The organism is Microbacterium sp. Bi128 (assembly GCF_918698205.1).
The window spans coordinates 1-1158 of the sequence record NZ_CAKKMM010001534.1 but is presented as its reverse complement, the minus strand read 5'-3'; the positions used below and the strand labels follow the sequence as shown (position 1 = coordinate 1158).

At 68.4% G+C, this 1158-nt stretch carries 2 protein-coding genes; both read left to right on the top strand.

Annotation, left to right across the window (positions count from 1 at the left end):
- Positions 1-251: class I SAM-dependent methyltransferase (locus LQV45_RS34325; RefSeq protein ID WP_230012337.1), on the top strand; the 251-nt coding region annotated here is incomplete at its 5' end.
- A 71-nt stretch (positions 252-322) separates the two neighbouring features.
- On the top strand, positions 323-1158 hold an 836-nt coding region (locus tag LQV45_RS34320; protein ID WP_230012335.1), incomplete at its 3' end, for a pirin family protein.

Below are 1158 nucleotides of genomic sequence, written 5' to 3'. Positions count from 1 at the left end.
GCCTGGAGATCATGGACGTCGAGGCGTTGCGGCCCCACTATGCCCTGACGCTCAGGGCGTGGGTGCGGAACCTGGAGGAGCACTGGGACGAGGCCGTGCGTTTGGCCGGACTGGGAAGGGCCCGGGTGTGGCGGCTCTACATGGCCGCGAGCGCACTCGGCTTCGAGGCTGGCATCACGGGCGTGAACCAGATCCTGGTCCAGCGCCCGGGCGGCGCGGAACCCCCATTGCGCCGTTCGGCCTGGATGTGAGGCCCGGTCCTGGAAGTCCAGGCCGTGTGCCGAAGGCTGACCCGCGGACCGCGCGAAGCTAGGCTGTCATCATGAGCAATACCGAAGTCGCGCCCCAGGAAATCCTTTGCGAAACGGACGGGACCTGCGCCGGCGTCGAACTCCTGGTTCCGCGGCAGGTCCCGCTGGGCGGCCCCCGCGCGATGGATGTGCGGCGCACCCTTCCGCAGCGCCAGCGCAGCCTCATCGGGGCGTGGTGCTTCCTGGACCACTACGGCCCGGACCAGGTCGGCGATTCCGGCGGCATGAAAGTCCCGCGCCACCCGCACACCGGGCTTCAAACCGTCAGCTGGCTGTTCACAGGCGAAATCGAACACCGGGATTCGGCCGGCTTCCACGCAGCGGTGCGGCCCGGTGAAGTGAACCTCATGACCGCCGGCCGCGGCATCAGCCATTCGGAATTTTCCACCCCGGACACCACCGTCCTGCACGGCGCGCAGCTGTGGGTGGCGCTGCCGGACACGGCACGCCACATGGCGCCCACTTTTGAGCACTACCGTCCGGAGCCGGTCAGCGGAAACGGCTGGACCATGCGCGTCTTCCTGGGCGCACTCGCCGGGTCCGTCTCGCCCGTCACCACCCACACGCCCCTGCTCGGTGCCGAGCTCCTGCTCGAAGCGGGGACGGAGCTGACGCTTGCAACAGATGTGTCCTTCGAACACGGCCTGCTCGTGGACTCGGGCAACCTTGCCTTGGACGGGCAGCCGGTCCCGACGGACAACCTCGCGTACCTGCCCGTCGGCCACGGGTCCCTGACCCTGGTCGCGGGCAGCGAGGGAGCCCGCGTTCTCCTCATCGGCGGAGAGCCGCTGGGCGAAAAAATCGTGATGTGGTGGAACTTCGTCGGCCTCAGCCATGATGAGATCGT